We start from the raw sequence: 25,766 nt of genomic DNA, 5'->3' as shown, positions 1-25,766 counted from the left end.
AGGATCCGGCCATGGGCCTCCCGCGCAAACTGAAGAACATCAACGCCTATGGCGCCAACCAGAGCTGGCTGGGCGTGATCGGCGAATTCGAGGAACCCAAGCTGGCCCTCGCCACCGACGATTGGCGCGGCGGCGGGATGATCGGCCCGATCAAGATCGACAAGGGCCTGGAAGCCCAGGAGGCCACCGTCACCATGGGCGGCCACACGCCCGAGCTGATCCGCATGTTCGGCACCACCGACGTGGCCGGCGCGCCGATGCGCCTGGTGGGCGCCTACCAGGCCGACGATGGCAGCGCCGCCCAGGCGGTGGAGATCTACCTCGGCGGACGCTTTAGCGAAATCGACCTGGGCAAGTCCAAGGCCGGCGACGAGACAGAGCACAAGTACAAGTGCGCGGTCGCCTATTACCGCCGCGTTGTCGATGGCGTCGAAGAGGTGGAGATCGACATGATCGCGGGTGTGTTCCGCGTGGATGGCGTCGATCGCTACGCCGAAATCATGGCTATCCTCACCAGCTGATCAACCTGATCCGCCGGCCGGTCCTGTTGCGGGGCGCCGGTCTGCGGTGGCCGGGGGCGCTTTGTTCGTTTCCCGCCCCCGGCCTTCCTGCCCCGCCCAGCCCAGCACAGGAAGCCCCGCACATGGCCGATACCCCGCCCGAAGCTGCCGAAGCCAATCCCGGCACCGCCACCGTCGAACTGTCCGAACCGATCAAGCGCGGCGAACAGACCATCGCCTCGATCACCCTCACCAAGCCGCGCGGTGGCGCCCTGCGCGGCCTCTCGCTGCAGGATCTGTTGCGCACCGACGTGGTGGCCATGCTCACCCTAATCCCGCGCATTTCCAATCCGCCGCTCACCGTGCCCGAGGTGAACAACCTCGGCGCCGATGACTTGGCCGAGATCGCGGGAGTCGTCCGGGGTTTTTTCATGTCGGCGACGGAGCGGAAGATCATGACGACGATGATCGAGGAATTCGCGCCGAAGACATGATCGCCGATATCGCCGCGATCTTCCATTGGCCCCTGGCCGAGATCGAGGCGCTCGACCTGGCCGATCTCATGCTGTGGCGCAGCAAGGCCATCGACCGCTGGAACCGCATGTGGGGCAGTAAGGACAAGCCGTCATGAGCAATAAGCTCTCCCTGCTGATCAACTTCATCGGCGTGGACAAGATGTCCGGCGCGCTGCGCAACATCGTGGGCCTGGGCCGCCAGGGCAGCACCTCGATCAAGGCGCTCACCGGCGAGCAGCGCAAGCTGGAGAACCAGCTCAAGGCCACGCGCCGCCAGATCGAGCAGGGCAACGGCGACCTCACCGAAGCCAGGAACCGGGAAAACGAACTGGAGCGCTCTCTCCGGGGCGTGAACAACCAGCTGCAACGCCAGCGCCGCCTGGCCGCCGTGAATGCCGATGTGGCCGCGATGGCCCGGCGCGGACAGGATGTGAAAAGCAAAGGGCAGGACAACATGCTCGGCGGCGTGGCCATGGCTGCGCCGTTCATCCTAGCGGGCAAGGCCGCGATGGATTTCAGCAGCGGCATGGTCGATATCCAGCAAAAGGCCCAGCTGACCAACGCCGAAACCGATCGCATGGCGGCCAGCATCATGCAGCTGGCCCGCGCCTCCCACCAGCTGCCCGAAGATATGCGCGCCGGCATCGATGTGCTGGCGGCCAAGGGCATGGACCCGCGCCAGGCCATCCAGATGATCGGCCCAATCGGGCGCCTCGGCACCGCGTTCAAGGTGGAGCTGGCCGATGGCAGCGCCGCCGCCTTTGCCAACCTCAACAACCTCAAGGTGCCCCTGGCCGACACCGCCAAGGCGCTGGACATGATGGCGGCGGGCGCCAACGTCGGCAGCTTCGAAGTGGCCGACATGGCGCGCAACTTCCCCGCGCTCACCGCCCGGCTTCAGGCGCTGGGCGACACCGGCACGCCCGCCGTGGCCGATCTTACCGCCGCGCTGGAAATCGCCATGAACACCGCCGGCAGCGCGGACGAGGCGGCGAACAACATCGGTAACCTGCTGTCCAAAATCAATTCGCCCACCGTGATCAACGCCTTCAAGACCAAGTTCGGCGTGGACCTGCCGGCGGCCATGAAGAAGTTTCAGGCCCAGGGCATGACGACAATGGAGGCTTTCGCCGCCGCCACGCAAAAGGCCACCGGAGGCGACACCAAGAAGCTGGGCTGGGTGGTGGAAGACCAGCAGGCGCAGATGGGCCTGCTCGCGCTGATCCAGAACATGGACAAATACCGGCAGATGCGCGGCCAGATCCAGAACCAGAGCGCCGGCACTGTCGATGGCGCGTTCGGCCAGCGCGAGGCGCGCGACGCCAGCGTACAATGGAAGGATTTCACCGGGCAACTGCAGAGCCTGGCGATCGTGGTAGGCACCAAGCTCCTGCCGCAATTCTTGCCCTTCCTCGGCGCAATCACCAACGTGATGGACCGCGTGGGCCAATGGGCAGCGGCCAACCCGCAACTCGCCAGCTCTCTCGCCTCGCTGCTGGCTGGCACGGTTGCCGCGCGCGTCGGCATCGGCGCGCTGCAGTTCGCGTTCGGCAGCGTGCTTGGGCCGATGTCGACAGCTTGGGGCCTATTCAAGAAGTTCCGGGATGCTGGCGGTATCGCAAATGCCGTTACCCGCGTCTCAACCGGGTTTATGGCTGTCTATTCCAACGCCTTGAAAGCTGGCTCTGCCGTGGCCAGCGCGGGCCGTTTCGCCTGGGCGGCCGGCACCCGGTTTGCCGTCGCCGCTGGCCAGGCCACGGCCATGGCGGCGCGCTTTGCGGTGGGCAAGATCGCCAGCTTCGGCGGCGCCCTTCTCAATGCCGGCCGTGCCGCCATGGTCATGGGATGGAACTTCCTGCGCGCCGGCCTGATGATGCTGGCCAACCCAATGGTGCTGGCAATCGTCGCGATCGGCGTTGCCATCGGCGGGCTGGCCTATCTCGTCTATACCAACTGGGACAAAATCAAGGCGGCGTTTGGCGCGGGCTGGCAGTGGGTGAAAGACACGCTCTCCGCCGCGCCGGCATGGCTCAGCAACATCGGCAGCATGATGATGCAGGGCCTCTTGGCGATGATCGACCCGTTCGGCCTGCGCAACCGGCTGCTCGAGGTGGCGCGCAACGGTGTGCGGGCATTCAAGGATTTCTTCGGCATCAAGTCGCCCTCGCGCCTGATGATGACGATGGGCGGCCATGTCGCCAACGGGTTTGCCCTTGGCATCGATGGCCAGGGCAAGAATGCCGCGCAGGCCGCGCGGCGCATGGCTACCGGGGTGGCCGCTGCTGGCGCGATGGCGCTATCGCCCGCCTCGGCCACGCCCAGCGCGATGGGCCGCGCGGGCGGCAGCGCCGCGCCCTCGATCGTCATCCACGTCCACGGCGCCCCCGGCATGGACGTCAAAGACCTGGCCCGCCAGGTGCGCCGCGAGCTGGAAGCCGCCCAGGGCGTGGCCGCGCGTTCGCGCTATGACACGGACGGCCGCTGATGGCGTCGGCGCCCACCCCCGGCCAGCTCCTGACGCTGGGCATGTTCGTGTTCGGCATGGACACCCTGGCCTATTCGGAGCTGCAACGCCGCATCACCTGGCGCCACGAAGCCAGCGAGCGCTTCGGCGCGCGGCCGGCCGTCCAGTTCATCGGCCCCGGCGATGACGACGTGACCATCGGCGGCAGCTGCATCCCGGAGATCGCCGGCAAATACAGCGCGCTAGATACGCTGGTGGACATGGGCGATACCGGCCAAGCCTGGGCGCTGATGAATGGCCTGGGCGAGGTCTGGGGCTATTACGTGATCGTCGGCCTCGATCTCACCCACCAGACCATCATGGCCGGCGGCATCCCGCGCAGCATCGATTTCACCGTAACCCTCAAGCGCAAGGCCTGACCCATGGCCGCGAACAAGGCTGGCATCCGCCTCACCCTCGACGACGGCACCGATCTGGCCGACAAGATCGACCCACGCTTTCTCGAGCTAACCCTCACCGAAAAGCGCGGCGGCGAGGCCGACGAGCTATCGCTCACCCTGCAAAACCACGACGGTCTGCTCAAGGTGCCCGAAACCGGCCGCTACATCCGCCTCGCCCTGGGTTGGGAAAGCGGGGACGGCGTGACCATCGGCCTGGTCGACAAGGGCGCGTTCCGGGTGGACGAAGTGGAAGAGAGCGGCCCGCCCGACAAGATCATGATCCGCGCCCGCTCGGCCGATTTCACCGGCACCGCACGCCAGCGCCGCGTGAAGGTGTGGAAGGACACCACGGTGGGCGCCATCCTTTCCAGCATCGCCGCGCGCAACGGCCTGTCGGCCCAGGTGCATCCCGATCTGGCGGGCCTTGCCGTTGCCCTGCTCGAGCAGCACAACAAGAGCGACCACGCCTTCGTCAAGGATCTCGGCCAGCGCTATGATGCGGTGGCGACGTGGAAGAACAAGCAGCTCATCTTCATGCCGGTGGGCAGCGCCACCACCGCCACCGGCAAGACGATCCCCACCATCACGCTCACCCGCCAGGATGGCTGGCAATGGTCCTGCCGCCAGGCCGATCGCGGGCAGTATGATGGGGCAGAGGCGCAATGGCACGATTCCGGCACCGGCCAACGCCGCACGCACAAAACCGCCGGCACCAACCGCAAACGCCTGAAGCGCGTCTATGCCAGCGAGGCCGAGGCCCAACAGGCCACCACAGCAGAGGCCAAGAAGCGCGCGCGCGGCAAGCGCACGTTCACTTACGAGCTGGCGATTGCCGATGTGCAGATCCAGCCCAATGCCAAGGCCAGCCTGTCAGGCTGGACCGGCGCGATCGATGGCACATCGTGGCTGGTGGAAAGCATTGAAACGACCGCAGGCGCTGGCGGCCTAAAACAGCGCCTGACGCTAGAATCACACTAGGATTCGATCCGATAGATGTCAGAGCGATATTCGTCGGGTGTCTGTATATCAGCAAGGTCGATCGAAAACGCATCCCGCGCCGTTCTATCTCTGGCAATTGCCTCAACTCGAGCCATCGCGCTGTTCAACTGAAGAAGGGATACCAAGCCTTCATATGCTGGATATAGCCGAGCCATTACGATAGCTAATCCACTACCGGCTAATGCTACGCCGAATGCGGTGACTGTCTTTTCACTGCAATTCAGCCAATGCAGATCAATGCTCACATGCACATCCTGCGCAGAGAATATCTTGGCGATGACGATGCCGAGCGTTGAAAGGGCTGCCGCTGCAAATAGGCTACCCCAGAAACGCATCTGTGCGCGCAGGGCGCCCGTGTATTCCTCGACTCTCCGGGCTGAAATGCCTTCTCCTCTTAAAACGGTCGCGGTTACCGTCATGGCCGGCAATAGTCCCGCCATCAGCAGGGCCAGGAAGCCGATGATTTCCTGAGTTGCAGCAAGAACGCCTGGTCGCGGCAGATAGATCATCAAAACCGCGCCTGATACGCCTGCTATGATGGTCCTGACCAATCCGCCCATAGCTACAACTCGATTGCTTTCTTTGCCTCCCAAGCCAGCATTGCCGATTTCAGCGCGGCGGCTGCATGGTCCCATTCCAACAAGCCGCCAGACTCGGCAACCTCTGCCTTGTGCACCAACTGCACCAGCTTACCATCGTTCCGGCCGTTTTCATCTACGATATCGACACTGCCATCGAGCGCCAGTTCAGCTAAAGCCTCGTGAACGGTTTCACTGGAAATTTCGGCAGTCGATTTTTGCCTGATCGACTGCACGGTCAACTCCAGTTTCGCCTTCAAAATCAGGTCGGAGCTCATCCCTGCGCGTAGATCCTCCAGTTTGGCTTGATCCGCACCGACGGCTTCCAACATCCCAAAGATTCTTTCGCCATAAACGGCCAAGCCCTCGAACCTCGAGGCGGCGCGGCGCAATCTTCCGCGCTGCCGCCGTTCCTCATGAGATTGCGTTGGCCCGTCGCCCATGACAGCAGCGTATGGCTTGACGATGATCTTTTTGACGCCGCCGCCCTTTTTCAAGCTACCTTGCAACTCGATTTTCGGCACCAAGCGACACCGGGCATTGGCTGAAACTAAACCTGACTTGTGCATCAAGCCGTTAAGATAAACTGCGAGATTTGTAGTCCGGAAACCCAACCTTTCAATCGCCGCAACATGGTTATCACGGACCAAAATATAGGCAGGTTCCCCCAAGGAACGCTCTCCAACGGGAAGTTGCCGCGGGATGACTTTGGCCACGGGTTTCGGCTCGGTTGGATCGATCCATGTCGGCAAGACACTCCGCCCGTCCAAGTGCATGATATCAGCCAGGAGGGCTTCGGATCGCGGCACCGAGAAATTCAAGCACCCCTTGTGCTGCCCGTCGTCGGTCACGGGGATAATCCGTTCACGGGCATCATTGCCCAATTGCCCGGCTAAAACAGACGTCAAGATCTGCTGTAGAGATTCGGTTGGAAGATCAGTGCCGTCCCATGTCGCGCGCCTATAATGGACTCTGACCTTTTTGATGATGTCTTCAGCCACTATGCCTCCTCGCCCTTAGCTTGCGCTCAATCCCAGAGGTTGGTTGTTTTCAGCTCTGGCGTTGCCGGCTGTTTTGGCGGTGCAATACAAAGTTGAATCTTCTTGTCGAAATCGCGGATCAGACCGTTCCGGCCGATCTCCGGGAGTTTTGGTCCATACTGCCCGACATATTCCCCGGTCTTCAGCGCGGTAAGGCAGGCATCGGTGACACCCCCCTTGCCGAGCGGATCGACCATCAGGCCCTTTGTGCTACAGGCAACCACCGCGCTGGACAGATCATTATGCACCGCTGCCGAGCAAGCAGACGGATCCGCTGTGACAGCGGCAGCCGCCATGAAAATCAAAAACATTTCGCCCCCTGTTACGCGTTCACTTCACAGCATCAAATCTTCCGCACAATCGCCACCACGCGGCCGATCACGTTCATCTCGCCATCGTAGGCGACCTCTTCGGGATAGTCGGGATTGAGCGACAGGATGCGCATGGCGCCATCCTTACCCGGTCGCAGGGCCTTGATCATGCCCAGGCCGTGCATTTCGATGGCCCAGACATGGTCCCACATGCGCGGCGTTCGCTGGCCGGTGTCGATCAGCAGGATATCGCTGTCGAGGATCGCGGGCATCATCGATGTGCCGCTGCTGGTGGCCCAGAAAAGCTGCTCTATCGGCGATTGCGTGAATTGCCGCACCCAGACCTTGGAGAACGGGCGCATCACCCGGTTGACTGGCGCCTCATGAATATATGTGCCGCCCAAGCCATAGGCGAGGTTGAACTCCGCAATCTCGACCATGTCGGGATTTGCAGTCTGCACGGGGACCAGCGCCACAGGGTCCGACGGCGATCTTTCAGGATCATCCGTTTGCCCCTTCAGATAGGCCGGCGAGGTGCCCAGCACTGCGGCAATCCGATCAAGTGCCCTCGTTGTCTTGGTTTCTCCGCTCAGCAAACGCCCGATCGATGGCTGTTTGACCCCTACCGCAGAAGCAAGCTGTGACTGGTTCATACCGGCCCGCAGCATCGCAGCGATCAGGTTTTCCGGCACGATTTCCCACATAACGCTACGGTTATACGGAACCGAATAACAGTTCATCCAACTTTCCCGTTGACCTTTATGCATTCACGTATATACGTCAGCGTATGAAGACACCGACGCGCTTTGAAGCCCTGATGCAGGTGGCCGATTGCTTCTCGACGCAGGAGGCTATGGCCGAAGCATTCGAAGTATCTCAGCCCACTGTTTGGCGGTGGTTGAACCAATCGAAACAGCTCCCCGCCGAACACGTCCTGAAAGCGGAGGAGGTTACCGGCGTCCCTCGTCATCATTTGCGCCCCGATCTCTACCCTGTTGATTTGGCGCCGGGACCGCGCTGGCACGGCGTCGATCAGCGCGTAGATCGCTACCAGGCGGCCGTCCTCTTCAATCAGGCGCGCCCTTCGAAGCGGGGTGCAGCGGCATGACCAAACGGCGCGAACCCCTCACCTATGAGGCCACCCTCACCGACGTTGCCGCCGTGATTGGCTGGGACCAGTGTGGCGCGATCTGCGGCGTTTCCGGCCGGGCCGTGCGCCTCTGGTCCGACCATGATTGCGAAACCGAGATCCGCATGATCGATGCCGAGCGCCTCGACCGCGCCTTTCTGGAGCGCGGCGGCGGTTATGCGCCGTTCCACCGGCTGATGGCCTTGCGCCTCGATGTCGCCGCGCACGATGTGGCGGGGCATTCCCTTTCGGAGATCGCCATGGGCGCCGCCAAGGAAGCCGGCGAGGCCGTTGCCGCGCTGATCAAGGCCAGCGGCCAGCCCGACAACCCGGCAGCGCGGCGCGAAGCCACGAAGGAAGTGCAGGAAGCGATCGACACGCTCACCGATGGCCTTGCCGCGATCAAGCGCACCGAAACGGGAGGGAACCAATGAGCGGCGAAGGCCACCTGCAATCGCGGCCCCTGATCCATGCGCCGCTGGAATTCCGCATGCGATCGAGCGGCACCCAGGCCAACCGCGCCTTCGTGCTGTGCCCCAAGTGCGAGGCGCCCGGCTTCATCCGCCGGTCGGAGCGCATCACGGTGACGGTCAAGCACCTGCATTGCCACTGCACCAACACCGGCTGCGGCCACACCTGGCTGAACGAGCTGACCTTCGTGCATAGCTTCAACCCCGGCCTGATCGACCGGCCAGACCTCAACCTGAAGGTCTGCCCGCGCGAACAGGTGCCCCACGTCATGCCCCCGGAAAAGGGCACGGATGACGGGCAGATGAGCATGTTCACCGGCTGACCCGGCCGGGCGCCCGCCCGCCAGCCACCCACACCACAGCGAATTTTCAACGGCGGCGATTCCGTCGGAGGGGGACCTATGCCCAGCGCACACCGCGCCACCAGCCAACCATCCCTGCCCACACCGGGCAGGATTTCCTTTGACCACGCCCTGCGCCTGACGGCCCCCCACCTGATCGCGGCCGAGCGGGCCTTTCTCGCATCGGTCGCCGGCTTTGCCGAGCTGCGCTTCTGGGCGCCCAGCGCCTATGCCGGCATCGAGGGCGCGCCATTCGGCCGAGGCGAAGGGCTGGTGACATTCACCGATGCCGCCTGGAAGCGCAGCCTGCAAAAGCTGGCGCGCGAGGCGGTGCGGCACAGCAGCGCCCGCTTTGCTCTCACCCCCGCCGGCCGCGACCTGGTGCTGCGCACCGTGCGCCTGATCGAGGGCCGCGCCGCGTGAACCTGGAAGCCGAAATCCTGAAAGGCCTTCAGGCCCAATACCAGTTCCGCAAGACCAAGGGCGCCTGGTTGCAGGAGGGCACCTGCCCGGCCTGCGGCAAGCGCGAAGCATTCTGCGCCGCCAAGGATCCCAAGATCGTGCGCTGCGGCCGGCAAGACCGCTGCGGATGGGAAATCACCGTGCGCGATGCCCTGCCCGATCTGTTCGAGGATTGGTCCAAGCGCTTCCCCGAAACAGAGGAAAACCCCACCGCCACCGCCGATGCCTATCTGCAGCACGAGCGGTGCCTCGATCTGCGCTTGCTGCGCGGCAGCTATACCCAGGAACTCTACCGCGATCACAAGACGGGCCACACCTCGGCCACCGTCCGTTTCGCCGTGGGCGATACCTATTGGGAACGGCTGATCGACCGCCCCGGCCGGTTCGAGAAGAAGGCCCATTTCCGCAAGGGCGGCACCTACAAGGGCCATTGCTGGATCCCGCCGCGCCTCTCGATGGAAGAGATCGCCAAGGCCGAAGAAATCCTGATCACCGAGGGCATTTTTGACGCCGTCGCCCTGTGCCAGGTGCGCAAGGTGGCGGTTTCGGCCATGTCCACCAACAATTGGCCCGAGCTGTTCCTGGCCGATCTGCGCGCCGAGCTGGAGCGCATCAAGCGCACCGTGCGCCCCCGCCTGGTCTTCGCGTTCGACGTCGGCCGCGCTGGCGTCGAATACACCATCAAGTATGTGAAGCGCGCCACGGCAGAGGGCTGGGACGCCAGCGCGATGCAGGTGCGCCCCGATGGCGAGGGCACCAAGAAGGACTGGAACGACCTTCTCAAGGAACACCTCGACTGGGCCGGTGACCCGGAAAAGGCCCCGCTCTCCGACTGGGCCTTCGACCAATACCGCTACAACGGCGCGATCACCATCGCGGAGACGGCCCGCGACAAGGCCCGCCTGATCGCGGACCATAAGCAGGCCGTTTCATCCTTCGAATTCCGCCACAAGAACCGGCTGTGGTCCTGCAAGGTTTCGTTCGACGACGAGACCCAGAAGCGCCGCATCGTGGTCGAGGAAATCGCCAACTGCGCGTTCCGCCTGCTCTACCGCGAGCGCGACGAGATCGCGGACGAGACCAGCTACTTCCTGCACATCGATTTCCCGTTCGAGGACCGGCCGGTGAAGGCCCGGTTCTCGTCTGCCGCTTGCGCCAACAGCGGCGAGTTCAAGAAGCGGATGATGGCCTTCGCCGGCATGTGGAGCGGCACGGGCGAGCAGCTCGACCGCATGATGCGGGCGCAGACCCGCGCCCTCAAGGTGGTCGAGCCGATCTACTTCACCGGCTATTCCGCCGCGCACCGCGCCTGGCTGCTGGGCGATCTGGCCGTGCGCGAGGGCCGCGTGGTGGAGATCAACCGCGAGGCCTATTTCGATTTCGGCAAGGCAGCGGTCAAGCCGCGCAGCAACGAGCGCCTGCTCGACATCGAATACGATCCCGAGCGACTCGATATGGCCTGGGTGCCCGATCTGTGGACCGCCTGGGGGCCAAAGGCCATGGTCGGCCTGGCCTTCTTCGTCATGTCCCTTTTTGCGGTGCAGATCCGCCAGCGCGAAAAGTCCATCGGCTTTCTCGAGATCACCGGCCAGCCCGGTTCGGGCAAATCCACGCTGATCGAGTTCCTGTGGAAGCTGCTCGGCCGCAGCGGATACGAAGGGTTTGACCCCAACAAGGCCACTCCCGCCTTTATCGCGCGCAGCCTGATCAAGGTGGCCAATCTGCCGGTTGGCCTGATCGAAAGCGGCCGGAACGATGAAAAGCGCGGCGGCGGGCGGCAGTTCGATCACAACGAGCTGCTGGTGCTGTTCAACGGCCGGTCGCCGCGCGGCACCGGGCAAAAGAGCAACGGCGTCGAAACCAGCGAACCGCCGTTCCTCGGCACGATCTACCTGGTGCAGAATGAGCGGATCGACGCGATCCCGGCTGTGCTCGAGCGCCTCATCTCCATGTCGATCGACAAGGGCGGGCGCAACGAGGCCACCCGCGCCGCCGCGATCCGACTCGAACAATGGCCGATGGAAAGCCTCTCGGGCACCATCGTCCATGTCGTGCGCAACGAGGCGAAGTGGCTGGAGCACTATTTCGCTCGGTCGGAATTCCACGAACGTGACCTGCGCACCCGCGTGGAAGGGCTGCACAACGACCGCGTCATCAAGAACCATCGCCAGCTTGCGGCGGCGGTGGAAACCCTGCCCCACCTGTTCCCCAATGTCCGCCCCGAATGGGTGGCCGAAACCCTGAAGCTGATCGAGGCGCTCGCGCTCGATCGCCAGTTGAGTGCCGGCGGTGACCATCCCGCCGTGGCCGATTTCTGGGAAAAGGTGGATTACCTGCTCGCCCGCGAAAAGCCAGAGGACCACGCCGAAGGCAAATCCCTCAACCAGGCGCGCGACAAGGATCGGCTGTTCGCGATCCAGCTCCCCGAGTTCGAATCGCGCTGCCGCAACGCGGGCCTTTCCGCTCCCAACGTGGAGCAGCTCAAGAAAGTGCTGCGCGGCAGCAAGAGCCGGAAGTTCGTGGACCGCAAGAAGGTCAACAACCCCGCCGGTTCCATCGTCGCCTGCTGGGTTTTCGAGCAGCCCGCCACCAAGGCGGAGCGCATCATATGACCTGGGCCAATCAGGAATTTCGCAACTGGCACGGCATCCAAAGCCCCGAGCCGCCCGCCGCTGCGTTCGACTATGCCGAGATCCGCGAAATGGCGGAACGCATGCTGGACACGCGGCGCAACCGCTTCCCCCAGCTGGTCGCCAAGGGCCGGATGTCCGCCGCCGATGCCGACGCGCAGATCGCGGTGTTCGAAGCCCTGGCCGCCGAATGGCGCTGGATGGCCACGGGCGAAGGCGCCCCGGCCGAGGCGGAGCATATCCCGGCCATGCGCGAGGCCCTCGACCAGAGCATCGCCACCATCGCCGAGATCGCCCGCGAGGATCGCGGCTTCTCGGCCGAGCTGGCCGCCCAGGCCGAATGGGTGATTGCCATGGCCTGGCACCTCGAACCCGGCCGTCGCACCCGCGCCTGCCGCGCCCGCACTTTCGTGCTGCGCCAACTCATGGCCGCCGAGGCCGCCCAGGTGGAGGCGCCCCTTGCCGCGTGACCTGCACCCCATGGCTTGCCCCTGCCGCGCCTGCCTCCCGGCCGCTGGCCGCAAGCCTTCCCGCTTCCCCATCCCCGCCGGCCCGCGCCGGTGGCTCACCGCTGCCAGGGCGCATCTCCTGGCAATCCTCACCCGCTGACCGGAGATTGCCCATGTCGACTGCCCAACGCCTCGCCCCCGCCCTCTTCGAATGCCGCTGCGGCAACCAGCACAGCGCCGCCGACAATCAGATCCCGGTGGGCTGGACCACCCGCGCCGGCCAGGTCTGGTGCGAAGACTGCACCCGCGCCGGCATCCCCGTGCGCGAGGCCACCCAGCCCCGCCCGCGCCGCCAGCGCCTCGCGCCCAGGTATGCGGCCCAATGATCGCCCTCGGCCCCCGCGACCTCGCCCGCGCCGCGACGCTCACCCTCGCGCTCGGCGCCACCCTCCACATCCTCGATCGCGTCATCGCTGGCTTCGCCCGCTGCCCGCTCGAGCACTGCCTCCCCTGGTGACATTGGCCGTTACCCGTAACGAAAGGAAGCCGGCCCAAATGACCGAATATGCTTCAATAGTCGGCCTTGCCCTGGCGCTCGCCTCTTGCTCGCCGAAACCAACCGGTTACGACAACAGATACGCAATTGAGATGCTGCGACGCGGGTATCCCGAATGGGTTGCCCGCTGTGCTTGGTCTGACGGGCGCGAGGGGATACCCTTGCAATCCGCATTGCGCCGTTGCCAGATGGACCTTGGTCTCCGATCGCCGTCACTGCAAACCGCCGCCCGAATTGAAATCGACGCAGCAGAACTTTCCCACCAAAATGGAGGGAAACGGTGACAAGCAAGGCTCCCATCAAGCAATCTCACATCGAACGAACGGTGAAAGCCGTGATTCGAGCCGGCGTCCCGGTCGGCACCGTCGTCGTTTCGCCCACCGGCGAAATTAGGATTTATACGGAAGGGGCAAAGGATGTGCCCCGACCAAACCCGCTGGATCGACTGCTACCCAATGGCCCGTAAGGAAAAGCTTCCCGTCAACGTCAGCTCCTTTGTCGACCGCCATGGCAAGCGCCGCTATCGCTGGCGCCTTGCCGGGCGGTCTGCCTATTTCAAGGCGCACCCCAACACGCCCGAGGGGAAGGCGGAACTGGAAGGCTTCATCGCCCAGCGTACCGCAGAGCCCACCCCGCGCTACGCGCAAGGGACAGTTGGCTGGGTTGCCGGCCGCTATTACACCTCGGCCGCATTCCTTGGCAGCAAGAGCCCGGCCACAGCACGCACTGCCCGCCTCATCCTCGAAAAGTTCGTGGCCAGCGTCGCGCACGACCTGATCACCAATTTCCGGTTCGACCACATCGAGGCGCTGTTGCTGCGCGCGGCCGAGAAGCGGCAGAACGAAAAGGGCCGGATGATCGGCGGCCCCAGCGCGGCGAACAACCTGCGCGGCGAGCTGAAGCCGTTCTTCGACTATGCGATCAAGCTGCTCGGCCTGCAGCGCCCCAACCCGGTCGACCAGGCCGCATCGATATCCGTGCCCAAGGGCGGCTTCCACACCTGGACCGAGGACGAGATCCAGCAATATCGCAATTACCATAAGCTGGGCACGAAAGCGCGCCTGGCGCTAGAGATCTTCCTCTGGACGGCCCTGCGCCGTGGCGACGCATCGACCTTCGGCCGCAAGCATCTGAAAGACGGCAAGATCGAGGTTACCCCGTCCAAGACAAAGGACAGCACCGGCCAGGTCCTGTGGCTTCCGGCTGCGCCGCAGCTGATCGAAGCGATCGAGGCCATGCCCGTCACCGGCACCGAAACATTTCTCGTCACCGATTACGGCGTACCCTTCACGCGCGCCGGCCTGGGCCAGCGCATGCGCAAATGGTGCAACGATGCCGGCCTGCCCCATTGCAGCGCCCACGGCCTGCGCAAGGCCGCCGCGCGCCGCGCAGCCGAGAACGGCGCGTCGAATCAGGAACTCAAGGCTGTGGGAGGCTGGACGACCGATCGCCAGGTGGCGGTCTACACCGCTGCGGTTGAGCAAAAGCGCATGGCCCGCCAGGCCATGGCCCCTGTTATCGACTTCGATTTGGCTAACCGCCCGAAGGCGTGATTGGCTAACCTCGCAACAGGTGCCTGTACTTCCTGGCTTTTGCCTGGGAAGTGGCAGGAGCGGAGGGACTCGAACCCCCGGCCCTCGGTTTTGGAGACCGATGCTCTACCAACTGAGCTACGCTCCTGTGCTGGTGAGGGCCCTTAGTGGGTTGACGCGGGCAGTGCAACCGGCGGATGAAGATTTTCGACCGTCATGCTGCAATCGACCTCTTCCCTGATCCCGCCCGACTTGCTGCTGCGGGCTTATCGTGCCGGAATCTTTCCCATGGCCGATAGCCGGGACGATCCCGAAATCTATTGGGTGGAGCCACGGCTGCGGGCGATCCTGCCGCTCGACGGGTTCCACTGCTCGCGGTCCTTGGCGCGGACATTGCGGCGGGAGCGGTTTACCGTGACGTGCAATACCGCCTTCGATGCGGTGATCGATTCGTGCGCGGCGCCGCGCGATGGCGCGCAGGACAGCTGGATTTCACAGCGCATCCGCGAAAGCTATCGCGCGCTGCACGCACTGGGCCATGCCCACTCGGTCGAGACCTGGATCACCGGGGCGGACGGGCAGCGTGAACTGGTGGGCGGGCTCTATGGGGTGGGCTTTGCCCGCGTCTTTTGCGGCGAGAGCATGTTCAGCCGGCAAAGCGATGCGTCGAAAGTGGCGTTGGCGTGGCTGGTCGCGGCGCTGCGCCAGGCGGGCGCGGTGCTGCTCGATTGCCAGTTTTCCACAAGTCATCTCGCCTCGCTGGGCGCGGTGGAAATTCCACAAGCCGAATATCTGCGCCTGCTGGACGAAGCAGGGCGTTATGCAGCGCCTGGTTATTCCGTGGTCGAATCGCCCGGAGTGCCCGCGTCTTCCTCCACCGGCGCATCGTCGGCCGCAGGAGCATCATCGGGTTCGGGCGCCGCAGCAGCGGGCTTGCCAGCCGGCTTTGCCGCGCTCTTGGCCGCAGCGGCCGAAGCGGGGCTGTCTTCCTCGCCCGGGAACTTCATCGCGCAGTCCTTGACCCAGACATCGTAGACCGGGTGCTCGACCACGTTGAGCGAAGGCGAATTCTTGAACAGCCAGCCCGAAAACACCTTGTGCCAGGTGAGCTTCTGTTCGGTCGTCGCACGCTCTTCGACATAAAGCTGCACGAAAGCCCCGGTTTCGGCCGGGTCTTCCCATGGCGCGGTGCGCTCGCAGGTACCCAGGCGCACGATGGCATTGCCGATGCGCCGCGCCTCGCCCGAACGCAGCACGATGTCCTGCGTGATATTGTTGCGCTTGTTGAGGAAGCCGAGCGTGGCCACGCGATCCTTGACCGGTGTGCCCAGCGCGCTTTCGGCTACGCCGCCGCTGGCTGCGGGCACTGGCGCGGCCGCCGTCGCCTCACCGGGCGGGGCCGTTTCGGCCGGCTCGCGATTGCAACCGGCCAGGGCGCCGCCCAGCAACAGGACGCCGCCAGCCAGCACGACCGCGACCGACGGCGCGCGGGCGCGCATCAGCCTTCGGGCGACCAGGCTTCGTAATCGCCGGTGGCGGCGGCGCGATGGCCGCCCCGCTCCAGCGCGCCCTGGGGGCGATAGGCCTGGGCCGTTCCCGTGGCATTGGGCGTGAATTCCACCTCCCAGATGCGCGGCGGCGGCAGGTTGCTTTCCGGCACGCCATCAAGCGTGCCGTGCAGCCAGCCGTGCCATTCGGCCGGCACGCGGCTGGCATCGTTGGCGCCGTTGTAGATCACCCAGCGACGCTCGCGCCCCTGGAACGGGTGCCCCTTGGGGAACGGCTTCTTCGCCCGGTAATACTTGTTGCCCTGGGCATCGTGCCCCACCAGTTCGCCATGGCGGGCGCTGTCGAGCAGGGTGCCGAAGGTGGCGCCGTTCCACCAGGTGAAGATCTTGCCGAGAATGCTCATGAAGCTCTTGTTCCAGTTGCAGCCCGCCGCTGACGGGCCTTTTCGCCCCTAGCCCCTGAAAGGGGGAGTCGGCAAGGGTCTGTTGAAAGGGCTTGGGGTCCGTTTGGGAAATGCGCGATCGTGCAGTTTCAGCGCGGCCCCGGCCCGCTTACCACGCCACCTTGTCACCGGGCTTGAGCCCGATCTGCGCGGCGCGGCCGCCGTTGAGTTCGAGCACCGCCCCCGCCGGGCCGGACGACGGCAGTGCGGTCAGATCGTAAGGCACAGCGTTGGCCGCCACATTGAGCACGCGGTGGTTGGCGCCGATGAAGATGATGTCGAGCGGGATCACCGTGTTCTTCATCCAGAACGCGGCCATGCGCGGCGGGTCCATCGGAAAGATCATGCCTTCGTCAGCGCCCATCGCGGTGCGGAACATCAGGCCCTTTTCCTGCTCTTCGCCCGAAGCGGCCACTTCCACGCGGAAATCATGGCGGCCGGACTTGGTGGCGATGGCCAGCGGAATGACCTTGAGGCCCGAAATCGGGTGCACCGTCACGGCGCCCGTGGGCGCCGCCAACGCATCGGACTTGTGGTGCCCGGCATCCGCAGTTGCCGGCGAGCATGCCATGGCGCCAGCGGCAAGAGCCAGCACCGCGCCCGTCATGCCCATCTTAATCGTCTGCTTCATAAACCCAATCTTCCGCTTCGCGTTCGCCCGCTGCATCCACCAGCGCGCGGGCCATGGCAAGGGGGTGCCCTGCCCTGAGAAAAATGCCGACCTGCTTTTCGCGCAAGGCCGGCTCGATCCGCCCCTCGGCATCGCGCGGGCCGAACGGGCCAAGCCGCCGCTTGCGCGCCAGGGCCAGCGCGGCGGCCCGCGCATCCTGCCGCGAACCAAGCGCATCGTCGCGAAGATCGGCGGCGATGCCGGCATGGCCCAGATCCTGGGCAATGCGGCGCGCGCCCAGCCCGCGGCGGCGCAGACTGGCCCCGCGCATGCGGGCATAGCCTTCGTCGCTGACATAGCCGGCATCCGCCATCCGGGCCACGATCGCGGCCACATCGGGCGGGACGGGCGAATCTTCTGCCCAGCCCCGTTCGCGCAGCTTGCGATTGAGATAAGCCGCCAGCTTGCCCGTGCTGGTGGCAAACCGCGCGACGTATCCCAAGGCCATTTCATCGAGCAGGGCAGCATCGAGCGGCCGGGCGGGACGGGACTTGCGACGATCTGGTACAGGAGGGCGGTTCACGCCATATTCGTGCCACACTCCGGATTAAATGAGAACCTCGGCTTACGGTTTCTTGACCAATGGGGCTTGCGTCCAGACGTTCCCCAAGCAAGGAGCCACGGCCAGTCAGCCGCCATTCACCGCATCGCGCGGAAGTGGCGGGCCTGGCACAGACTGTTTTCATTTCCGGGGTTCCGCATGACCGTTTCGGCCGCCGTCGCAGAAAAGATGGCTCTTGTTCCAACGCCCAATGACGATGCGCAGCCGCGCCGTTACGCGGACTTTGCCACGTTTTGCGATGCGCTGGACTATGCCGCGCAAGGGGAGCGGGGGTTCAACTTCCACGACCCGCGCGGCACGCTGAAGCAGGTCTATCCGTTTTCGCAGCTGCGCACCGATGCGCTGGTCGCCGCTCGCCGCCTGGTGGCGCGCGGCGTGAAGCCGGGCGACCGGCTGGCCCTGATCGCCGAAACCGGCCCGGAATTCGCCGCGCTGTTCTGCGGTGCGGTCTATGCCGGCGCCTGGCCGGTGCCGCTGCCGCTGCCCACCAGCTTTGGCGGCAAGGAAAACTACATCGACCAGCTGGCCGTGCAACTGGCCAGCTCGGATCCGTGCCTGCTGGTCTATCCCGGCGAGCTGGCCGAGATGTGCGGGCAAGCCGCCGCGCGCCAGGGGTGCCCGGGGCTGAGCTGGGCACAGTTCGATGATGGCGCGCTTTCGGATGACGCGCTGCCTGCGGCCGATCCCGACGCGATCTGCTATCTGCAATATTCCAGCGGCTCCACCCGCTTTCCCCATGGCGTGGCCGTGACGCACCGCGCGCTGCTGGCCAACCTGGCCGGGCATTCGCACGGCATGGAAATCGGCGATGGCGATCGCTGCGTCAGCTGGCTGCCGTGGTATCACGACATGGGCCTGGTCGGCTGCTTCCTCTCGCCGATCGCCAACCAGGTTTCGGTCGATTACCTCAAGACCGAGGATTTCGCCCGCCGCCCGCTCGCCTGGCTCGACCTGATCAGCCGCAACCAGGGTACCACGCTCTCCTACTCGCCCACCTTCGGCTATGACATCTGCGCCCGCCGCATTTCCAGCCAGACCAACGTGGCCGAACGGTTCGACCTGTCGCGCTGGCGCGTGGCCGGCAACGGCGCCGACATGATCCGCCCCGACGTGATGCAGGGCTTCGTCAACGCCTTTGCCGATGCCGGGTTCAAGGCCAGCGCCTTCCTGCCCAGCTATGGCCTGGCCGAAGCGACGCTGGCCGTGACGATCATGCCGCCGGGCGAAGGCATCCGCGTGGAACTGGTGGAAGAAGAACGCCTTTCGGGCACCCCGCGCGACTTGTCGCGCCCGGCCCGCTATCGCGCCATCGTCAACTGCGGCTTGCCCGTGCTGGGCATGGACGTGGCGATTCGCGGCGAGAATGGCGAAGCGCTGGAACATCACCACATCGGCAAGGTGTGGTGCCGCGGCTCGTCGGTCATGCACTCGTACTTCCGCGATCCGGAATCGACCGATGCCTGCATGGTCGATGGCTGGCTCGACACCGGCGACATGGGCTACGTCAACGCGCAGGGCTACCTGTTCATCGTCGGCCGCGCCAAGGACATGATCATCATCAACGGAAAGAACCACTGGCCGCAGGATATCGAATGGGCGGTAGAGCAGTTGCCCGGCTTCCACCAGGGTGACATTGCCGCCTTCTCGGTGGAAACCGAAAACGGCGAAGAGACCCCCGCCGTGCTGGTCCACTGCCGCGTGTCCGACCCCGAAGAGCGCGTGAAACTGCGCGACCAGATCCGCGACAAGGTCCGCTCGATCACCGGGATGAACTGCGTGGTCGAACTGGTGCCGCCGCGCACCCTGCCGCGCACCAGCTCGGGCAAGCTGTCCCGCGCCAAGGCCAAGAAGCTGTACCTTTCGGGCGAGATCGAGCCGTATAGCCTGGCGGCTTGATCGTTAGCGGATCCCGCCAGGGGCTTCGTTTCAGAACGGAATTTCCGCGCCATCCCAGGCCCACAGCTTGCCTGTGTCGGCCGGCTGCAGCCGTTCCAGCACGTCCAGCATGGCCGTTGCCGAATAGGCGGGCGTGAACAGCTTTTCAGGCTTCACCCCGCGCTGGAACGGCGCGGACAGCAGCGTATCGACGGTGCCGGGATGGAGCGCGGCGGCCACGGCCTGCGGATGGCTGCGCGCCAGTTCGATCGCCAGGCCGCGCAGGAGCATATTGAGCGCCGCCTTGGCCGCGCGATAGCCGTGCCAGCCGCCCAGGCGGTTGTCGGAAATCGAGCCGACCCGTGCCGACAGCACGGCGAACACGCCGCGCCGATCGCGCGGCAGCAGCGTGGGGATCTGGGCCATGACCAGGGCCGGGCCGATCGTGTTCACGGCAAACTGCTGGGCCAGCGCCGCGCCGCGCAAGCCGCGCACGCTTTTTTCGGGGCCACTGCCATCGGGCAGAGTCAATTGCCCGGTGGCGACGAGCACCATGTCGAGCGGGCCGGATCGGGCCAGGGCTTCACAGGCCTGCGCCACGCCGGGTTCATCGCCATAATCGAACGTGAAGGGTCTAACCTTGGCCGTGGCAGCGATGGGGCGGCGCGCGCCCGCGTGAACCACCGCAATATCGTCTCGCGCCGCCAGTGCGGCCACCAGGGCCGCACCGATCCCACCCGATGCGCCGAATACCGCAACCTGCCTGCCACCGTCCGTCATGCCAGGAATGTGGGAGCGCAGGCCGGCACTGTCGACCAGCCCGAAAGGACGGATCAGGCCACGTCGGCAACGCCCGCCGTGTCCCCGCATTCGTCGAGCGGGAGGTCTTCACGCAAGCGTGGGTGATCGAGCAGGAAGCCCTGCACCTGGGTGCAGCCGACCGAGCGCAGGAACGCCAGTTGCGCTTGGGTTTCAACCCCTTCGGCCAGGATCGGCACTTGCAGCGATTCGCCGATGGTGATGATCGCTTTCAACAGCATGCGGCCCTTGGGCTCCACGTCGTAGGTCGTCACGAACGAGCGATCGATCTTGATCTTGTCGATCGGGAACAAGTTGATCGCCTCGAGCGAGGAATAGCCCACGCCGAAATCATCCACGGCGATCTGCACGCCCAGCGCTTTCAAGCGGCGCATCGCATGCAACGCGCGATCGCGATGGGTGATCAGCGCGGTTTCGGTGAGTTCGAGTTCCAGCCGCGCGGGCGAAAGGCCGGTATCGACCAGAATCTGGTGTACCAGCCGATCGAACTGCGGATCGCACAGCTGCACTGCCGAGACATTGACCGCCACGCGCACCGGTTGCGGCTCACGCGCGGCGAGCTGGCAGGCCTCGCGCAGGACGAACGCCCCGATCGGGCCGATCAGGCCGGTTTCCTCGGCCAAAGGAATGAACACCGCCGGGCTGATCAGGCCGCGGGTGGGGTGGATCCACCGCGCCAGCGCTTCATAGCCCACCACCGTACCGGTCATCGTGTCGTGCTGGGCCTGGTAATGCACCACGATCTGGCCCCGCGCCACGGCAAGGGCGAGATCGTCGAGCAGCGCGACCCGCGTGCGCGAGGGCTCGTCGCTCTGCGGGTCATAGCGGGTATAGGCAACGTGCGGATCGGCCTTGGCCCGGCGCATGGCAAGATCGGCATTGCCCATCAATTCGTCGACGCACGAGCCATCTTCGGGTGACAGCGCATAGCCGATGCTGCCACCCGTGCCCAAGACCAGATCACCGTCGTGCAGCGGCGTGGCCAGCGCGCGGGCGAGGCGCGAGAGGAAATCGTGGATGCCTTCGCTCTGCGACACCAGGCGGCAGGCGGCAAATTCATCGCCATGCAGCCGCGCGACATGCTCACCAGGCTGCAGTGCCTGGCGCAGCGCGCGCGCGACGGTGCACAGCAGGGCATCGCCCGCCTCGCGCCCATGGCGATCGTTGATCGCCTTGAAGCGCACCAGGTCGATCATCACGCACAGTGCCGCCGGCGGTTCGTCTGCCGTACCAGACAGCCCGACCGGCGCCATCGTCGGCCCAGCGCGGGCAGTGCCGGCCTCGACCAGCAAATGCTTGAGTCGCTCGGCAAAGGCGCCACGATTGGGCAGGCCCGTCAGGCTATCGTGCGTGGCGAGGAAGGCATTGTATTCGGACAGCGCGCGCTTTTGCACCAAGGCCTGGCGGAACTGCTCGAGCGCGGTGCCGATCCGTCCGAATTCGTGGCTCGTGGCCAGACTCTCCACCGGTCGGTCGATGTTGCCATGGGCCATGCGCAGGGCAATCCGCTCGACCCGCCGCAGCGGGCGCAGCAAGGCCCGCCGCAGCCAGAGCGAGAGCGCCAGCAACGCGGCCAGCGCCACGCATACCAGCCACGTCACTTCATCAAGGAACATGCGCCGCCAGTGCGCACGCTCTGCCGCCATGTTCGCCTGCGCGCTGTAGACACCGATGACCTGCCCCGGGCGCAACGCGCCTGGTCCGGCGCCATGGCAGGCAACACAGCGCGCGTCGGCCGCGACGCCCTGGCCCAGGATCACCGGGCGCACGATGCGCACCGTGCCGCCGCGCGTGTCGATCAGTTCGCGCCTGCGCGCAAGGCCTGCCTTGTCGAGCGCATCACGCGGCGGTTCGATCGTGGCCGCGCCGCGGCGCGCCTGCCAGTACATCGTCTCGGCGCTCATCGCCATCCACACCTGGACATGGCCTTCATCGCGCGAAAAGGCGCTCATGGTCGCATCGAATGCGCGGGTTGCACCATCGTCGTCCGACAACGTCGCGCGGTTGAGCATGGATTGCACATGGAGCGTGGAAAGCAGATCGATGGCGCTTTGCGCCCGGCGCGTGGCGGCGTCGCGGATACTGTTGTCGGCCCGGACGATGGAAAAGACCACGCTGGACAGCAGCATCGCCACCAGGATCATCGCCACGCCAGCCAGCACCCCGCCGGCCAGCGAGCCGGGCCGACGGGTACGGGCTTCGGCCCCAATCAATCCGGCAGAAACTGCTCCAGGCATGACATCGCTTTCCCCGTGCCTTGCGCGCAAGGCCCCACTCCAAGGCGGCTTTATCCATCGGGGTTTCACGTTGCCTTGCCGGCCATTTCCGCAGGCGCGCGGATGCCGGGGCTATGCCCCTGTTAACCTTGCCACAGTTGCCGCCGGGCGAAATGCATGGGCCGTTCATCCGATCGGCCTTGCGCCGGGCGCATGCCGGGGCCATCTTCCCGCGGGGCGGCAAGCCCATGCCCGCCCATGCAAGACAGGATCGCTTGATGGCCTCGACCCCTTCCGCCGCAACCGCAAATCAGGCTGACATCGGCCAGGCTGCCACCATCACCCTGACCCCGCCCGATCCCGTGCCCGTGGTCGCGCCGCACCAGGCCGCCGGGCTGGTGCCGGTGGCCGAGGAAACGCGCAGCAAGCTGGAAGCCAAGGCGCAATCGTTCGTGGACGAATTGCTGGCGCAGGATGCCGCCAGCCCCGAATTCGGCAAGCGGGTGGACCAGTTGACCGCCATGGGACGCAAGGAAATCGCCCAGGCGGCGGGGATGTCCAACCGTTTCCTGGACCGGCCGATCCGGGCGATGGACAAGGATTCGGGCGTGGGCGCCGATCTGGCCCAGCTGCGCCGGACGATCGAAGACCTCGATCCCGCGCGCAAGGGCGCGCTGTCTTCGCCGCGCAAGTTCCTGGGCATCATCCCCTTTGGCAGCAGCATGAAGAAGTACTTCGACGGCTATGTTTCGGCCCAGGGGCACATCAAGGCGATCCTGGAACGGCTGGCCGCCGGCAAGGACGAACTGCTGATGGACAATGCCGCGATCGACGTGGAGCGGCAGAAGCTGTGGGAAGCGATGGGCCAGCTTGAGCAGATGATCGCGATTGCCCGCCTGCTCGACACCAAGCTGGAAGATGCCGCTGCCGACCTCGATCACACCGACCCGGCCAAGGCCAAGGCGATCCGCGAAAGCGCGCTGTTCTATACCCGCCAGCGCGCGCAGGACCTGCTCACGCAGATGGCCGTGACCGTCCAGGGCTACCTGGCGCTGGACCTGGTCAAGAAGAACAACGTGGAACTGGTCAAGGGCGTGGACCGTGCCAGCACCACCACCGTGGCCGCGCTGCGCACCGCAGTGACCGTGGCCCAGGCGATGACCAACCAGCGCCTGGTGCTCGAACAGATCACCGCGCTCAACACCACCACCGCCAACATCATCGATTCCACCGGCAAGCTGCTGCGCGAGCAGACCGGGCGCATCCACGAGATGGCGGCTTCAAGCACGATTCCCTTGGAAACCCTGCAGCGCGCGTTCCAGAACATCTACGACACGATGGACACGATCGACACGTTCAAGCTCAAGGCGCTCGACGCGATGAAGCAGACGGTCGATACGCTTTCGGGCGAAGTGGAGAAATCCAAGGGATACATCGCGCGCACCGAAGGCGCAGCGCGGAACCAGGCGCAGGCCAGCGCGCCTTCGCTGCTGAGCTTGGAGGGGTGATGATTTCTGGCGTTGCCGGTGGCGCCCACCACGCCCCGACTCCCTCTTGTGAAGAACAGGGGGAGCAGACTGCCCTGAAAAGCCGCCTACTGCTTCGGGTAGGGAGATCAGGGTGGTGGATACCGAGCGCAAACTTTTCACAGGCCCAACCATGACCGCATCCCAATCAGACCTTATCCTGCGCGAAGCGCGTGCCAGCCTGGCGCACCAGCGCGCCGGGGGCCGGCGGCGCTCGATCGGCGTGCGCTCGGCCGAGCTCAAGCGGCAGCACGTGGCGAAAAAAGCCGCGCGCATGGCCATGGCCGTCGGCGCGGTGCTGGTGGCGGCGATGGCCGTAGGCCTGGTGATCGACGGCATCGGCCTGCTCGGCCTCTTGCTTACCATCCTGGCGGTAATCGGCGTGCTGGGTTTCTTTGCGACTTATCCGCGGCTCAAGGTGCCCGACCTCGCCAGCATCAACCGCGGCGACGTGCGCACCATGGTGGGCCGCACGCAATTGTGGCTGGAAGCGCAGGCACCGGCCCTGCCCGCCCCGGCGGTGCGGCTGGTGGACCAGATCGGCGGCCAACTCGATGGGCTGGGCCTGCAGCTTGAAGGGATCGACCAGGCCGAGCCAGCCGTGGCGCAAGTGCGCAGCCTGGTGGGCGAGCATCTGCCCGGCATGGTGGAATCCTGGCGGCGCATTCCTCCCCACTTGCGCCAGGAAGAGCGCGGCGGGCGCAATGCCGACCAGCAACTGGCCGATGGCCTGGCCAAGATAAGCGGCGAGATCGACGAGATCACCCGCCAACTGGCCGCCGGTGACATCGATGCCCTGGCCATTCGCGGCCGCTATCTTGACTATCGTTATGGCAATGCGCTGGAAGGCGCGGACGCGGCGCCGGCCCAATTGCCCCCCCTGGATCCGGCTCGGCCGGTGGAGACGAAATAATGCGCATTGCCCTGCCCCATACCCTTGGCAAGGACGAAGTCCGCACGCGCCTGCACACGCGCCTGGGCGATGCCTCGGGCAAGGCGAGCGAACTGATCGGTGGCATGGCCCAGGTGGAAACCGCCTGGACCGACGAGGATCACCTGACCATGACGGTTTCGGCGATGGGCTTTACCATCCCCAGCCATGTGACCCTGGAAGAAAGCCAGGTGCTGTTCGACGTGGATATCCCGGCCGGGCTGGGCTTTGCGCGCGGCATGATCGAAGGCATGATCCGCGAAAAGGGCGAAAAGCTGCTGGCCTGAGTGTTGGGGGAGCGGGCCGGTGTCGCAACGCCGAAACGAAGTTTGGGCACAGAGAATCACAAATCCTTGCGTTCCAGCTCCAGCAATTCAGGCGGCAGGCGCAGCGTGCTGGCAACCAGGCGGGTTTCCAGCAGCAGGTAGATCAGGGCGATCATCAAGAGCGCGATGGCGATGAAAAAGGCCGTGGCCGTCACGTCACCCAGATGGGCGATGCCGGTCATCTGGGAAAAGAACAGCGATCCCACCGTCACCCCGATACCCAGCCCCGAAAGCACGAGCAGCAGGAGCGCGCGGCCGATCAGCTGGATGCGGCGATCGACATAGCGCATTTCCACCACCACGGCATCGTGGGCAAGGCCGGTGGTTTCCGCGTGCAATTTCTGCAGATGGCGCGAGCGATCGACAATCCGGCCCAGGCGGGTGGTGAGGATATTCATGATGTTGCCGATCGCCACCAGCACGAAGACCGGGGCAAGCGACAACTGGATGGTCTGGGCGATCATGCGGCCCTTA

At 65.2% G+C, this 25,766-nt stretch carries 31 protein-coding genes, 1 tRNA gene and 1 pseudogene; 21 read left to right on the top strand and 12 right to left on the bottom strand.

The window, feature by feature from the left end:
• The first annotated feature begins 11 nt into the window (after positions 1 to 11).
• From FHW94_RS13105 to FHW94_RS13080, 6 genes are all read left to right on the top strand, one after another.
• On the top strand, positions 12 to 521 hold the full coding sequence (locus tag FHW94_RS13105; RefSeq protein ID WP_168556288.1) for a phage major tail tube protein: 510 nt from the start codon (positions 12 to 14) through the stop codon (positions 519 to 521).
• Positions 522 to 643: 122 nt separating this feature from the next.
• Positions 644 to 994, top strand: coding sequence for a phage tail assembly protein (locus tag FHW94_RS13100; RefSeq protein WP_168556287.1), 351 nt, complete (start codon positions 644 to 646; stop codon positions 992 to 994).
• Positions 991 to 1,131: a GpE family phage tail protein gene (locus tag FHW94_RS13095; protein WP_210425657.1), complete on the top strand. Its 141-nt coding sequence runs from the start codon at positions 991 to 993 to the stop codon at positions 1,129 to 1,131. Before FHW94_RS13100 ends, FHW94_RS13095 begins: the two co-directional genes overlap by 4 nt.
• The gene (locus tag FHW94_RS13090; RefSeq protein ID WP_168556286.1) at positions 1,128 to 3,500 is read left to right on the top strand and encodes a phage tail tape measure protein; all 2,373 of its coding nucleotides are present in this window, start codon (positions 1,128 to 1,130) and stop codon (positions 3,498 to 3,500) included. The genes FHW94_RS13095 and FHW94_RS13090 overlap by 4 nt, the downstream gene beginning before the upstream one ends.
• Positions 3,500 to 3,898: a phage tail protein gene (locus tag FHW94_RS13085; protein ID WP_168556285.1), complete on the top strand. Its 399-nt coding sequence runs from the start codon at positions 3,500 to 3,502 to the stop codon at positions 3,896 to 3,898. Before FHW94_RS13090 ends, FHW94_RS13085 begins: the two co-directional genes overlap by 1 nt.
• Positions 3,899 to 3,901: 3 nt before the next feature.
• Positions 3,902 to 4,897, top strand: a complete 996-nt coding sequence (locus tag FHW94_RS13080) for a contractile injection system protein, VgrG/Pvc8 family (protein ID WP_168556284.1) — start codon at positions 3,902 to 3,904, stop codon at positions 4,895 to 4,897.
• Here the strand turns inward: FHW94_RS13080 and FHW94_RS13075 are convergent.
• Genes FHW94_RS13075 through FHW94_RS13060 form a run of 4 tightly spaced genes read right to left on the bottom strand, consistent with a single transcriptional unit; the run spans position 4,894 to position 7,587 of the window.
• Complete coding sequence (locus FHW94_RS13075; RefSeq protein ID WP_168556283.1) at positions 4,894 to 5,427, bottom strand: hypothetical protein; 534 nt, start codon at positions 5,425 to 5,427, stop codon at positions 4,894 to 4,896. The genes FHW94_RS13080 and FHW94_RS13075 overlap by 4 nt on opposite strands.
• Positions 5,428 to 5,480: 53 nt before the next feature.
• Positions 5,481 to 6,497 (bottom strand): hypothetical protein, encoded by a 1,017-nt coding sequence (locus FHW94_RS13070; RefSeq protein ID WP_168556282.1) that lies wholly within the window; start codon positions 6,495 to 6,497, stop codon positions 5,481 to 5,483.
• Between the two features lie 26 nt (positions 6,498 to 6,523).
• Positions 6,524 to 6,847 carry a hypothetical protein gene (locus tag FHW94_RS13065; protein ID WP_168556281.1) on the bottom strand — a complete coding sequence of 108 codons (324 nt, stop codon included), beginning with the start codon at positions 6,845 to 6,847 and terminating at the stop codon, positions 6,524 to 6,526.
• A gap of 32 nt (positions 6,848 to 6,879) precedes the next feature.
• A complete protein-coding gene (locus FHW94_RS13060; protein ID WP_168556280.1) occupies positions 6,880 to 7,587 on the bottom strand; it encodes a S24 family peptidase in 708 nt (235 codons plus the stop codon).
• Positions 7,588 to 7,634: 47 nt separating this feature from the next.
• Here FHW94_RS13060 and FHW94_RS13055 point away from each other — a divergent pair, with 47 nt between their 5' ends.
• From FHW94_RS13055 to FHW94_RS13015, 10 genes are all read left to right on the top strand, one after another.
• Positions 7,635 to 7,955, top strand: coding sequence for a YdaS family helix-turn-helix protein (locus FHW94_RS13055; RefSeq protein WP_168556279.1), 321 nt, complete (start codon positions 7,635 to 7,637; stop codon positions 7,953 to 7,955).
• Positions 7,952 to 8,410 (top strand): hypothetical protein, encoded by a 459-nt coding sequence (locus tag FHW94_RS13050; RefSeq protein WP_168556278.1) that lies wholly within the window; start codon positions 7,952 to 7,954, stop codon positions 8,408 to 8,410. The genes FHW94_RS13055 and FHW94_RS13050 overlap by 4 nt, the downstream gene beginning before the upstream one ends.
• On the top strand, positions 8,407 to 8,769 hold the full coding sequence (locus FHW94_RS13045; RefSeq protein WP_168556277.1) for an ogr/Delta-like zinc finger family protein: 363 nt from the start codon (positions 8,407 to 8,409) through the stop codon (positions 8,767 to 8,769). Before FHW94_RS13050 ends, FHW94_RS13045 begins: the two co-directional genes overlap by 4 nt.
• Positions 8,770 to 8,847: 78 nt before the next feature.
• A complete protein-coding gene (locus FHW94_RS13040) occupies positions 8,848 to 9,210 on the top strand; it encodes a hypothetical protein (RefSeq protein ID WP_168556276.1) in 363 nt (120 codons plus the stop codon).
• A complete protein-coding gene (locus FHW94_RS13035; RefSeq protein WP_168556275.1) occupies positions 9,207 to 11,861 on the top strand; it encodes a toprim domain-containing protein in 2,655 nt (884 codons plus the stop codon). Before FHW94_RS13040 ends, FHW94_RS13035 begins: the two co-directional genes overlap by 4 nt.
• Entirely contained in the window at positions 11,858 to 12,349 is a 492-nt protein-coding gene (locus FHW94_RS13030; protein WP_168556274.1) for a hypothetical protein, read from the top strand. Before FHW94_RS13035 ends, FHW94_RS13030 begins: the two co-directional genes overlap by 4 nt.
• 152 nt (positions 12,350 to 12,501) lie before the next feature.
• Positions 12,502 to 12,714 (top strand): hypothetical protein, encoded by a 213-nt coding sequence (locus FHW94_RS13025; RefSeq protein ID WP_168556273.1) that lies wholly within the window; start codon positions 12,502 to 12,504, stop codon positions 12,712 to 12,714.
• A complete protein-coding gene (locus FHW94_RS23585; RefSeq protein WP_282599587.1) occupies positions 12,711 to 12,845 on the top strand; it encodes a hypothetical protein in 135 nt (44 codons plus the stop codon). Before FHW94_RS13025 ends, FHW94_RS23585 begins: the two co-directional genes overlap by 4 nt.
• Positions 12,846 to 12,883: 38 nt before the next feature.
• Positions 12,884 to 13,168 (top strand): hypothetical protein, encoded by a 285-nt coding sequence (locus FHW94_RS13020; protein ID WP_168556272.1) that lies wholly within the window; start codon positions 12,884 to 12,886, stop codon positions 13,166 to 13,168.
• 132 nt (positions 13,169 to 13,300) lie between these two features.
• Positions 13,301 to 14,437 carry a tyrosine-type recombinase/integrase gene (locus FHW94_RS13015; RefSeq protein WP_168556271.1) on the top strand — a complete coding sequence of 379 codons (1,137 nt, stop codon included), beginning with the start codon at positions 13,301 to 13,303 and terminating at the stop codon, positions 14,435 to 14,437.
• A gap of 51 nt (positions 14,438 to 14,488) precedes the next feature.
• Here the strand turns inward: FHW94_RS13015 and FHW94_RS13010 are convergent.
• Positions 14,489 to 14,564 (bottom strand) — tRNA-Trp (locus tag FHW94_RS13010).
• Between the two features lie 68 nt (positions 14,565 to 14,632).
• On the opposite strand from FHW94_RS13010, the gene aat reads away from it, so the two are divergent.
• A complete protein-coding gene (aat, locus tag FHW94_RS13005) occupies positions 14,633 to 15,451 on the top strand; it encodes a leucyl/phenylalanyl-tRNA--protein transferase (protein WP_210425656.1) in 819 nt (272 codons plus the stop codon).
• Between the two features lie 35 nt (positions 15,452 to 15,486).
• Here aat and FHW94_RS13000 read toward each other — a convergent pair.
• The 4 genes and pseudogenes from FHW94_RS13000 to FHW94_RS12985 all read right to left on the bottom strand — a co-directional run.
• Positions 15,487 to 15,915: pseudogene (locus FHW94_RS13000) on the bottom strand (DUF2155 domain-containing protein); the annotation flags it as partial.
• A complete protein-coding gene (locus tag FHW94_RS12995) occupies positions 15,915 to 16,328 on the bottom strand; it encodes an NADH:ubiquinone oxidoreductase subunit NDUFA12 (protein ID WP_168556270.1) in 414 nt (137 codons plus the stop codon). The gene FHW94_RS12995 and the pseudogene FHW94_RS13000, both read right to left, overlap by 1 nt.
• A gap of 148 nt (positions 16,329 to 16,476) precedes the next feature.
• A complete protein-coding gene (locus FHW94_RS12990; protein WP_168556269.1) occupies positions 16,477 to 16,998 on the bottom strand; it encodes a DUF192 domain-containing protein in 522 nt (173 codons plus the stop codon).
• Complete coding sequence (locus FHW94_RS12985; protein ID WP_248290593.1) at positions 16,982 to 17,560, bottom strand: RecX family transcriptional regulator; 579 nt, start codon at positions 17,558 to 17,560, stop codon at positions 16,982 to 16,984. Before FHW94_RS12985 ends, FHW94_RS12990 begins: the two co-directional genes overlap by 17 nt.
• Positions 17,561 to 17,737: 177 nt before the next feature.
• Between FHW94_RS12985 and FHW94_RS12980 the strand changes: the two genes are divergently transcribed.
• Positions 17,738 to 19,495, top strand: coding sequence for a fatty acyl-AMP ligase (locus FHW94_RS12980; RefSeq protein WP_168556268.1), 1,758 nt, complete (start codon positions 17,738 to 17,740; stop codon positions 19,493 to 19,495).
• A 30-nt stretch (positions 19,496 to 19,525) separates the two neighbouring features.
• Here the strand turns inward: FHW94_RS12980 and FHW94_RS12975 are convergent, their stop codons facing one another.
• Positions 19,526 to 20,254, bottom strand: a complete 729-nt coding sequence (locus FHW94_RS12975; protein ID WP_168556267.1) for an SDR family NAD(P)-dependent oxidoreductase — start codon at positions 20,252 to 20,254, stop codon at positions 19,526 to 19,528.
• 53 nt (positions 20,255 to 20,307) lie between these two features.
• On the bottom strand, positions 20,308 to 22,530 hold the full coding sequence (locus FHW94_RS12970) for a bifunctional diguanylate cyclase/phosphodiesterase (protein WP_168556266.1): 2,223 nt from the start codon (positions 22,528 to 22,530) through the stop codon (positions 20,308 to 20,310).
• A 257-nt stretch (positions 22,531 to 22,787) separates the two neighbouring features.
• On the opposite strand from FHW94_RS12970, the gene FHW94_RS12965 reads away from it, so the two are divergent.
• The 3 genes from FHW94_RS12965 to FHW94_RS12955 all read left to right on the top strand — a co-directional run bounded on the left by FHW94_RS12965 (position 22,788) and on the right by FHW94_RS12955 (position 25,253).
• The gene (locus tag FHW94_RS12965; RefSeq protein ID WP_168556265.1) at positions 22,788 to 24,017 is read left to right on the top strand and encodes a toxic anion resistance protein; all 1,230 of its coding nucleotides are present in this window, start codon (positions 22,788 to 22,790) and stop codon (positions 24,015 to 24,017) included.
• Positions 24,018 to 24,168: 151 nt separating this feature from the next.
• A complete protein-coding gene (locus tag FHW94_RS12960; protein WP_168556264.1) occupies positions 24,169 to 24,948 on the top strand; it encodes a hypothetical protein in 780 nt (259 codons plus the stop codon).
• The gene (locus FHW94_RS12955) at positions 24,948 to 25,253 is read left to right on the top strand and encodes a polyhydroxyalkanoic acid system family protein (RefSeq protein ID WP_168556263.1); all 306 of its coding nucleotides are present in this window, start codon (positions 24,948 to 24,950) and stop codon (positions 25,251 to 25,253) included. The genes FHW94_RS12960 and FHW94_RS12955 overlap by 1 nt, the downstream gene beginning before the upstream one ends.
• A gap of 56 nt (positions 25,254 to 25,309) precedes the next feature.
• On the opposite strand, the gene FHW94_RS12950 is transcribed toward FHW94_RS12955, so the two are convergent.
• Positions 25,310 to 25,756, bottom strand: a complete 447-nt coding sequence (locus tag FHW94_RS12950; RefSeq protein ID WP_168556262.1) for a DUF2721 domain-containing protein — start codon at positions 25,754 to 25,756, stop codon at positions 25,310 to 25,312.
• Positions 25,757 to 25,766: the final 10 nt, after the last annotated feature.

Source organism: Novosphingobium sp. SG720 (assembly GCF_012275365.1).
GTDB classification, from domain to species: Bacteria; Pseudomonadota; Alphaproteobacteria; order Sphingomonadales; family Sphingomonadaceae; genus Novosphingobium; species Novosphingobium rhizosphaerae.
This window is presented reverse-complemented; position numbering and strand designations above follow the sequence as displayed.